This window comes from Bacteroidales bacterium, assembly GCA_013314715.1.
Taxonomy (GTDB): Bacteria; Bacteroidota; Bacteroidia; order Bacteroidales; family GWA2-32-17; genus Ch61.
Genome location: JABUFC010000069.1, coordinates 1 through 9,797, shown reverse-complemented (window position 1 = coordinate 9,797; position 9,797 = coordinate 1). Strand labels below are relative to the sequence as shown.

The 9,797-nt window shown below is 36.5% G+C and carries 8 protein-coding genes; 6 read left to right on the top strand and 2 right to left on the bottom strand.

Translation table 11 applies throughout. The features are described 5' to 3' along the window. Positions 1-289: 289 nt before the first annotated feature. Entirely contained in the window at positions 290-940 is a 651-nt protein-coding gene (locus HPY79_11755) for a fibrobacter succinogenes major paralogous domain-containing protein (GenBank protein ID NSW46479.1), read from the bottom strand. 256 nt (positions 941-1,196) lie between these two features. Here HPY79_11755 and HPY79_11750 point away from each other — a divergent pair, with 256 nt between their 5' ends. Continuing rightward, positions 1,197-1,457, top strand: a complete 261-nt coding sequence (locus HPY79_11750; GenBank protein NSW46478.1) for a hypothetical protein — start codon at positions 1,197-1,199, stop codon at positions 1,455-1,457. Between the two features lie 386 nt (positions 1,458-1,843). Here HPY79_11750 and HPY79_11745 read toward each other — a convergent pair whose 3' ends face one another. Beyond that, entirely contained in the window at positions 1,844-3,970 is a 2,127-nt protein-coding gene (locus HPY79_11745) for an immune inhibitor A (protein NSW46477.1), read from the bottom strand. Between the two features lie 114 nt (positions 3,971-4,084). On the opposite strand from HPY79_11745, the gene HPY79_11740 reads away from it, so the two are divergent. The 5 genes from HPY79_11740 to HPY79_11720 are packed head-to-tail and all read left to right on the top strand — an operon-like array spanning position 4,085 to position 9,757. After that, on the top strand, positions 4,085-5,410 hold the full coding sequence (locus HPY79_11740; GenBank protein NSW46476.1) for a pyridoxal phosphate-dependent aminotransferase: 1,326 nt from the start codon (positions 4,085-4,087) through the stop codon (positions 5,408-5,410). 3 nt (positions 5,411-5,413) lie between these two features. Then, on the top strand, positions 5,414-7,192 hold the full coding sequence (locus HPY79_11735) for a YgiQ family radical SAM protein (protein NSW46475.1): 1,779 nt from the start codon (positions 5,414-5,416) through the stop codon (positions 7,190-7,192). Then, entirely contained in the window at positions 7,189-8,580 is a 1,392-nt protein-coding gene (locus tag HPY79_11730; GenBank protein ID NSW46474.1) for a hypothetical protein, read from the top strand. The genes HPY79_11735 and HPY79_11730 overlap by 4 nt, the downstream gene beginning before the upstream one ends. A gap of 3 nt (positions 8,581-8,583) precedes the next feature. Then, positions 8,584-9,195, top strand: a complete 612-nt coding sequence (locus HPY79_11725) for a phosphatase PAP2 family protein (protein ID NSW46473.1) — start codon at positions 8,584-8,586, stop codon at positions 9,193-9,195. Continuing rightward, positions 9,176-9,757: a phosphatase PAP2 family protein gene (locus HPY79_11720; GenBank protein NSW46472.1), complete on the top strand. Its 582-nt coding sequence runs from the start codon at positions 9,176-9,178 to the stop codon at positions 9,755-9,757. Before HPY79_11725 ends, HPY79_11720 begins: the two co-directional genes overlap by 20 nt. Positions 9,758-9,797 lie beyond the last annotated feature (40 nt).

Below are 9,797 nucleotides of genomic sequence, written 5' to 3'. Positions count from 1 at the left end.
GTCATTGCGAGCGAACATAGTGAGCGAAGCAATCTCCACCACACACATAACACTATGGTAGCGAGCATCGGGGAGATTGCTTCGTCGCTCCGCTCCTCGCAATGACGGGAGGAGAAAACACTCCTCGTAATGACGCTCTTTTACGTCATTGCGAGCGAACATAGTGAGCGAAGCAATCTCCACCACACACATAACACAATGGTAACGAGCATCGGGGAGATTGCTTCGTCGCTCCGCTCCTCGCAATGACGGGAGGAGAAAACGCTCCTCGCAATGACGCTCTTTTACGTCAGTTCTGGAGGCAGCGGAGGGAAAAGCCGATCGCCTTGTTGGCGTTGCTCCGGTAGCTCTGCCAATTGCCCGTGACGAGGACGCGATACCAGGCGGACGTAGCACTGACCTCAGTAGCAAACCAGAAGTAGGCGCACGCCTCGAGGTAGTGGCCGAAGCCGCCTCCGAAGTAGCGGTAGCCCGCCGGCAAAGCCGTAAACCCACTCGCATTCGTACCATCCCAACTCGGACTATTACTACTACTCGCCTTTAACTTCGATCCAGGTCCCGCCGTATTTGATGTAGAACCCCGCCATCCACTCAAATTTTGAAAGTCAGATAAAGAAGTACCACCCGCAGGTGATATGTTATTCTCTACACACCACTCATACCGGCTCCACTCCAAATCCGTAGGTACATGATAACCACTCGGGCATAGCCCCTGCCTACCACCACTACCACATGGGTCACAAGTCATCCATGATTGTGCACCTAAAGAATTAGTATTGTACGTGTAAGACACCTGAATAGCCTCTGCCCACTGATATAACCCACCATAAGTCGTACAATTGGCAGGGGTATTGTTGTAACAATACTTCTCTACTACCGAATCATTATTCTGCTCATTAGGATCATTAATCATCGTCCCTACGTCTATATTAGCAGCCATAAATACCTGAGAGCCACAAGAACCTGGTGGACACGAAGAGGTCGTTACTGTTATAACAGTGCTGTTAGCACTCGTACCACAACTACTACCCGCACGTACACGATAATAATACGTGGTATTACATGTCAAACCCGTTACATTAAACGAAGTTACGTTACCTACGTTAGTATTATTATACCCACTTACAAAGTTGGTAAATGCATTATCAGTAGCTACATCTAAATAATACGTTGTAGCACCACTTACCGATGTCCAATTGGCCGTAAACGCCGTTTGTGTAACGCCACTGGCAGCATTGGCAGTAGGTGCAGAAGGAGGCGTACAAGCACACGACATACTGACCCAAGTACTACCATTAGCATCCCACCACTCAAAACAATTGGTAGTAGTGTTGAATATCAACAACGAATGTGCAGGCGAACTAATGGCATTCCGCTCTGCAGTGGTCATACGCGGTATAAGTAAACCAAGTTTTGTAGTGCCATCGGCTGCTACATCGAGCATGGCACTCGAATGAGGATTACTACCCGTAGCATTGATACCTACCTGAGAGTAAGTAAAATTTAAACTTAATAAGTACATTAAAAACACCAATGTTAATGCTAACAAATTTAACCTTTTCATTTTAATTTTGTTTTTAGTTATTTTATGATATTTTAATATTTACAAATATACATAATTTTTTTTACACCAAAATATTTTTATAATTTTTGAATTCTATTTTCAACATAACGCCTTATTCCAGCATTTAACCCAAGTGCGATGAATAAACCAACATAACAAGCTGGTCAAAGTATAACCATACGCAAAACTAATTGAGCATGGGGTCATTCTTCGACAAGCTCAGAATGACGAACAGGCTGTCATTGCGAGCGAATAACCTATTGATTAGTTTGGGTTAACTTATTTTTTTATCACTATTTTCTTTATTTGTTGAACCTGATTATCGTACACAAGCTTTACAAAATAAATTCCTTCGGACAAAGCAGATATATCAACTTTTAGCCTATCATTAATTCGTTCAAAATTTTGGCTAAACTGCAATTGTCCTATACTATTATAAATCTGTACAGCCTTTAATGGCTTGTTTGACTTTTGCTGAACATATATAAAATCACTTGCCGGAATGGGATATATCTCATTCATCGAATATTGATTTTCGTTCATTTGGCTTTGCAAATCAATGGCTCTAACCGTAAAATCGTCTAAATAAAAACCATCGAAATTGTGAGTCTGATCACTATTTAACACAAACTTAAACCACACTTTTTGTCCAATAAAATCGTCTAAATGTATTTCTTCTTCAACCCATGTTAAGTATTGTCCATCGTACAAAGGCTCACCTTCGTTTTGGTCGTCTGAACCATGCGACGAATAACGCCCACATAATGGTATCCATGTACTAAAACTATCAACAGAAGCATATAACTCTACCCAATCGTAAGTTTGTTCAATTTGCCATTTGGCTTTAAAATTCAAATCGGCCATCATGGCATTCGTTAAATCGACCGAGTTTTTCAAAATCAACTCTGAGCCTTCAAAAAAATCATATACATCGTTGGGCGAATCGGTAATGGAATAAGCTCCCGAACAATGATCTTCAGAAGTAACATTCCACGATGTTGTGTTCCAATGTAAAATATCCTCACAAGCATCATAAAATAATATGTGCGAAGGTCCAAACACTTTAGTAATGGTATCCTTAAATTGAAAAATTCCATTATCAACAGCTAAAATATACTTCACTGTTTGCCCTGTTTGAATATTGGGCGATAATTGATAATAAATGCTATCTATTTTATTTTCTAACAAAGTCATATGATTAAAAGTAATAGGAGCACCAACATTCATAATTTCAGGGCTAAGCGGTATAATTGATACTGTAAAAGTAGAAGGAGTATCTAATCCCAAACATTCAATTTCAAATTTAAAGTAGCCCGATGTATTATCGATAATCCTGTGGCTTAAATCATTTACGACAGCAAAATCGTGAGATAATAATGCATATTTTTTATTCATCCATACAACAGAATTGCATAAAGGTTCAATTCGGCTGGTATCGGGCCAAAAGCCGTCGTCTAACGTTCCTAATTCAGCCGTCATTGAAATTATATGATGAATTCCGTATGCCCAATCATCGGCATCGCCATTACTATTGTAACCATAAACCTGATCGACATTCCCATAACGAAAACGGTTTTCATTTGTTAAGAATCGGCATATTTTTTCAAAAACTGCCGAATCGGGGGTTTGTGCTCCGTTGTAATTCCAAGGATAAATTAAATAATTCCCGTACGAATGCCAATTTAAGCTAAGTTTAAAGGAATGACTTTCGATTAAATCTTTCATAAATTGAGTTTCGGGTTCAGAAAAAGCCGAATCGCCACGATACCAAGGGTGCCAGCCTAAAGAGCTCGAGCCAATTTCGTCATACGCAAATGCATAATCGTAATTTCTATTCAAATCGACACCAATGGTAAATCCATTATCTCTACGATTTTTACGCCACGTGCCTCCCCCTTGCGGGTTCGTCGATTCATTGTAAACATATCCATCGGGGTTAATACATGGTACAAAAACCATTTTGGTATAATCAACCAAATATCTTATTTCATCGTTCGTAGCATAATTCTCTAGCAAATACCACATATAATAAACCATTTGCTGTACCGAAATAACTTCCATTGAATGGTGAAGTGCCGTATATAATACCTGAGGCTCACCTTCTTCTATCATAGGATTATCAGAAATAACTACATAATATAATGGACGACCTTCGTACGACAAATGACTTCCTAAAGTAAGTTTAGGCGAAATAATATCGGGGTATAACGCATGCATCTTATCTAACTCGGCCAGTAATTGAGAAAAAGTGTACATGCCCCCCATGGAACCAGAAATGTAATTCATTGGCTTATGCACTACAGGCGTTGGCGAACAGGCATAAAATACATGTTTGTTGCTTGTAGTTTGAGCGAACAATGAATTTACGGAAAAAATAAACAAAGAAATAAAAACTGCTTTCAACATAATTTTTTTTTGTAAAAATACCAAATTTTGTTCTAGAAAAATAAAACATAGAGTGCATTTTTCTTTGGTTTATCTCAAATAAAAACACTATTTTTGCTCATTAAAGCATTTTTTATGGAATCAGTAAAAAATACCCCCTTCGATTTTGCTATTGTAAGCGATAAAATAAAAAGTTCGGGAATTTCTGAAATCGGTAAAGCTACTATACGTGAGTTAGTTCGACTGGTCAACAACATAGAACAAGCTACCGGGAAAAAATTTATTCGTATGGAAATGGGTGTTCCCGGATTAGAACCATCGAATATTGGAATTAATGCCGAAATTGAAGCCCTACACCGCGGAGTAGCCTCAAAATATCCCATGATAGAAGGAGTAACAGAGCTTAAAAACGAATTTTCACGCTTTGTTAAGCTTTTTATGAATATCGACATTGCTCCCGAATGCTGTGTTCCAACTGTAGGCAGTATGCAAGGAGGCTTTGCAGCTTTTCTTATGATGAGTAAAACCGATAAAAAGAAAAATACTACCTTATTTATCGACCCCGGTTTTCCTGTTCAAAAACAACAACATCAAGTTTTAGGCATTCCCTACGAAACATTCGACGTTTACAACTATCGTGGCGACAAACTCAAAGAAAAACTTGAAAGCTATTTATCTAAAGGAAATATTTCTTCTATTGTATATTCAAACCCCAATAATCCATCGTGGATATGCTTTACCGAAAAAGAATTAAAAATTATCGGCGATTTAGCTAATCAATACGATGTTGTTGTTATCGAAGACCTTGCTTATTTTGCTATGGACTTCAGAAAAGACATGTCTAAACCCGGCGAACCACCTTATCAACCAACGGTTGCAAATTATACCGACAACTACATACTATTGATTTCAAGTTCTAAAGCCTTTAGTTATGCCGGTCAGCGTATTGGAATATTGGCTGTTTCTAATAAACTATTCCATAGAACTTATCCCGATTTAATACCTATTTTTAAAACAGACAAATTTGGTTATGCACTTATATATAAAGTAGTATATTCGTTATCGTCGGGTGTTGCTCATTCGGTGCAATACGGATTAGCAGCAATTCTAAAAGCTGCTAACGAAGGTATTTACAACTTTGTCAATGATGTGAAAGAATATGGCGAACGTGCTCGTCTTTTGAAGAAAGTTTTTACCGATAACGGTTTTTATATTGTTTACGACAAAGACGAAAACGAAGCGTTGGCTGATGGTTTTTATTTTACTTTTGCCTACCCTAACATGAATGCTGAACAATTGCTCGAAGAGCTTTTATATTATGGTGTGAGTGCTATATCGCTAACCATTACTGGCAGTGATCGTAAAGACGGTTTAAGAGCGTGTGTTTCGCAAATTAACCGAAACGATATTCCATTGCTCGAAGAGAGATTGAAAGCTTTTCGTGCTAATCATCCTTTTTAAAGCATGTCATCTTTTCTTCCGGTTACCAAAAAAGAAGCTGAAAAATTAGGTTGGGATACCCTCGATGTAATTTTATTTACCGGTGATGCTTATGTCGATCATCCTGCTTTTGGTGCTGCTGTCATAGCTCGAATCATAGAATCGGCAGGATTAAAAATTGCCATAGTTCCACAACCCAATTGGCAAGACGATTTACGCGATTTTAAGAAATTTGGTAAACCCAATTTATTTTTTGCAGTTACGTCCGGCAATATGGATTCTATGGTCAATCATTATACAGCTAACAAACGCCTGCGTAGCGACGACGCTTTCACACCGGGTAACAAGCATGGAGCCCGTCCCGATTATGCAGTAACTGTATATTGTACCATTTTAAAAAAACTGTATCCCGATGTTCCCATTGTCATTGGTGGAATTGAAGCTTCCCTTCGCCGCTTGGTTCATTACGATTATTGGAGCAACCAACTAAAACCGTCTATATTATTAGACTCCAAAGCTGATATATTGCTATATGGAATGGCTGAAAAAACAATGCTTTTACTCATCGAAAAGATAAAAAAAGGTTATTCCATTCCACAAATAACAGAACACGAACAAGCAACCATTTTGGTTGATAAATTACCGACACAAAAATATATTTTATTGCCCTCATACGAAGAATGTCTAAAAAACAAAAAATCGTTTGCACTGGCATACAAACTCATTGAAGAAAACAGCAGCAAAAAAGAACCCGATATTTTAGTACAACCTCATGGTAAACAATATATTGTAGTTTATCCGCCATCTATTATCACATCCAAAGATTTAGATTTTTACTACCAACTCCCCTACACTCGCCTACCTCATCCAAAATATCTAAAAAAAGAGCCTATACCTGCTTTTGAAATGATTCAAAACTCCATCACCATTCATCGGGGTTGTTTTGGTGGTTGCTCGTTTTGTTCCTTAGCCATACATCAAGGCAAATTTATAATAAGCCGCAGCGAACAAAGCATTGAACAAGAAGTAGATAAACTAATCCAAATGCCTTACTTCAAAGGTCATATCAGTGATTTAGGCGGACCTTCGGCCAATATGTACCAAATGAAAGGCACGAACGAATCTATATGCAAAAAATGTAAACGCCCATCATGTATTTATCCAAATATATGTAAAAACTTACAAACAGACCCAACACCACTCATCCAACTTTACAAAAAAATAAGGACCAAAAAAGGCATAAAAAAAGTTACCATTGGAAGCGGTATTCGTTACGATATTCACCTCTTACAGAAACAGCATAAAATTCATATTGAATATTTAAAAGAGCTCATTATTCACCATGTTTCGGGACGCTTAAAAGTTGCTCCCGAGCATATACACGACGATGTATTGGCTCTCATGTTTAAACCATCGTTCCAACTTTTTAAAGAATTTTACACGCTGTTCGAGAACATTAACCGACAACATCAACTCAAGCAGCAAATTATACCCTACTTTATCTCGAATCACCCCGGTTCTACCATCGAAAGCATGGTTTCACTAGCTCAAGCATTAAAACAACTAAACATAAAACCCGAACAAGTGCAAGATTTTACTCCTACTCCCATGACATTAGCATCGGTTATGTATTACACAGGTCTTGACCCCTATACCCAAAAAAGAGTTTATGTTCCGAAAAGCATGAACGAACGCAAACTACAAAAAGAATTATTTTTCTGGTATTTGCCCGAAATTAAAAAGGATATTCAACAAAAATTACTATCATTGCAAAAAAAGCATTTATTAAAATTCATTCCATGATGAAGCATCGAGTTAACATTATTATCCTATTATCAATAAGTATTTTATGGCTATTGTCCTCGTGTAATACTGCTTCGCGAAAAAAAGAAAATGAAAATATCCAAACCGATACTGTTGTTAATCTCAAAACAGTAATTAAAAGAGGAATTATAAACAACATGACCTCGCTCAACGACCCCAACTGTATTTATAGTTTTTATTACCCCAAAGATAGTTTAAGCAAATATCCTGTATTAATTCTTTTAGATCCTCATGCCAAAGGTACTTATACCGTTTCACTATATCAGGAATTAGCCGAAAAATATAATATCATTCTGCTTTCATCGAACAATACCAAAAATCAACAAAGCATAGCTGAAATTCAACAATATATTAGCTGCATGCTATTAGATGCATCGGAATATCTTCCAATCGATACACAAAAAATATACATTGGCGGATTTAGCGGAATGGCAAGGGCTGTTTATCAGATTGGCAGCAATTCTAACATGTACAAAGGAATCGTAGCTGCCGGAGCCGGATATTCCAACCCCTTACCATGGAGAGATTCGCTTTTTTGCGTTATTCAAATGGCTGGTTTTAAAGACATGAATTTTGCCGAAGTGTACGAAAGCAATCAAATACAAAAAAATGTAAGTTGGTTATACATGCCATACTATTTCGAAGGTGAACACGAATGGCCAGCCGATACTATCATGGAGTTTGCTTTCTTAAATTTTTTTGGAAAAAATAACCCTAACGATATTGCCAATTATGTAAAACGACAATACAAAAACACATTAACTATTCCACTTCGTGATAGTTGGAAAAAAGTACTTATATATCAATCATTACGTTCATTATGCCAACATTTAAAATATTATGGTTTCCCCTTTAACGAGATGACCATATTTATAAATAAATTTGAAAGTAAAAATGCACTGAAACAATTTCAAACCATTTTAAAAAATGAACAAAAAGAAAAAGATAATTTAGCTAAATATTTTATTGAAAAAGACTCTGTATGGTGGTCAAAAACAATACACTTTTATCAAAGCATTAAAAACAAAAAGAATTTAAGCCCTAACGATTACAAGGATTTACGGTTACTCAATTTTATAGGTTTGCTTTCATATTCTTATTGCAAAAGCACACTTCAACAAAATCGTATGGACTTAAGCCGAAAATACCTCTATATTTATCAACAAGCCGATCCATATAACGGCGATATGCTTTATTTTTGGTCAATTTATTTTGCTAAGCTACAAGCTTATAGCCGTTCCATTGACTCTTTATCAAAAGCAATAAAACTTGGCTTTTGCGATAAATTCTTGATTGAAAACGAAAATGCATTCTTCCCAATAAAAGATTCTACTCGTTTTATGGATATAATAAATAGAATTAAATAAGTTATGTTTAAATTTCTTGTTCATTTAATTTTTATTCATTTAGTATTCATCCACTCATTCTCACAAAATACAGATATTAAATTACTTAAAAAGATTAACTTAAATAGAAATCAAAAACTCGACAATACTTTTCGATTTGTAACCAATACCAGAGGCTTTATTTCAAGTGGCGTCATTGCAGGTATGGCTACTTATGCTTGGGTTAAAAAAGATAGTACCACATTTCGTAAAAGCTTAACTGTAGCTTCGAGCCTTCTTGTAACAGCTACCATTACAACAATTTTAAAATACAGTGTCAATAGAGAACGTCCTTATATTACTTATCCCGAGATAGAAAAATTATCATCCGGTGGAAGTGCATCGTTCCCATCGGGACATACTTCCGAAGCCTTTAGCACTGCCACTGCTTTATCAATCGAATATCCCAAGTGGTATATCATAACTCCAGCTATAGCATGGGCAACCGCTGTGGGATACTCACGCATGCATTTAGGAGTTCACTACCCAAGCGATGTGCTAGCTAGAGCTTTAATAGGCAGTGGTTCTGCTTTTCTCTGCCATTGGTTAAATCAAAAAATTCAATTCAAAAAGAAACATGTTAAAACAACTGATTGAATTCGATCATCGATTTTTTGAGGTCATCAATTCGCTGCATAACCCTTTTTTTGACGAAATTATGTACTGGGCAAGTTATAAATACACATGGATACCGCTCTATGCTATTATCATTTATTTTATTTTTCGTCAGTACAAAAGACAAGGCTTGATTATTGTAATTGGAATCGTTCTTACGCTTATTCTCTGCGATCAATTATCGGTTTTAATAAAAGATTACTTTATGCGTTTACGTCCATCGCATAATGCTATATATGCTACCATCATACATTTAAATCATGGTATAAAGGGAGGAACTTATGGTTTTGTATCGTCGCATGCCGCCAATACAAGTGGTTTTGCAACTTTTTTAATTTTTTTTCCCATTTTTCGCAAAAAAATCATTATCGTTTTACTAATTTTTTGGGTACTTTTAATTTCATATAGTCGAATTTACAATGGCTTACACTACCCTGCCGATGTCATAGGTGGAATATTTTTAGGATTTTTTGTGGGAATTGGTATCACGTATGCAACAAAAATTGTAATTTTGAAAAATAAAAAGTATAAACTAAAAAATTAATATTATGGAAATTGTTCATGTATCAGCATTAGAAATTTTA

Excerpts from the sequence above, each read along its gene's own strand:
- HPY79_11720 (NSW46472.1), top strand. The coding sequence starts at position 9,176 with ATGTTAAAACAACTGATTGAATTCGATCATCGATTTTTTGAGGTCATC.
- HPY79_11740 (NSW46476.1), top strand. The coding sequence starts at position 4,085 with ATGGAATCAGTAAAAAATACCCCCTTCGATTTTGCTATTGTAAGCGAT.
- HPY79_11725 (NSW46473.1), top strand. The coding sequence starts at position 8,584 with ATGTTTAAATTTCTTGTTCATTTAATTTTTATTCATTTAGTATTCATC.
- HPY79_11755 (NSW46479.1), bottom strand. The coding sequence starts at position 940 with ATGGCTGCTAATATAGACGTAGGGACGATGATTAATGATCCTAATGAG.
- HPY79_11745 (NSW46477.1), bottom strand. The coding sequence starts at position 3,970 with ATGTTGAAAGCAGTTTTTATTTCTTTGTTTATTTTTTCCGTAAATTCA.
- HPY79_11735 (NSW46475.1), top strand. The coding sequence starts at position 5,414 with ATGTCATCTTTTCTTCCGGTTACCAAAAAAGAAGCTGAAAAATTAGGT.
- HPY79_11730 (NSW46474.1), top strand. The coding sequence starts at position 7,189 with ATGATGAAGCATCGAGTTAACATTATTATCCTATTATCAATAAGTATT.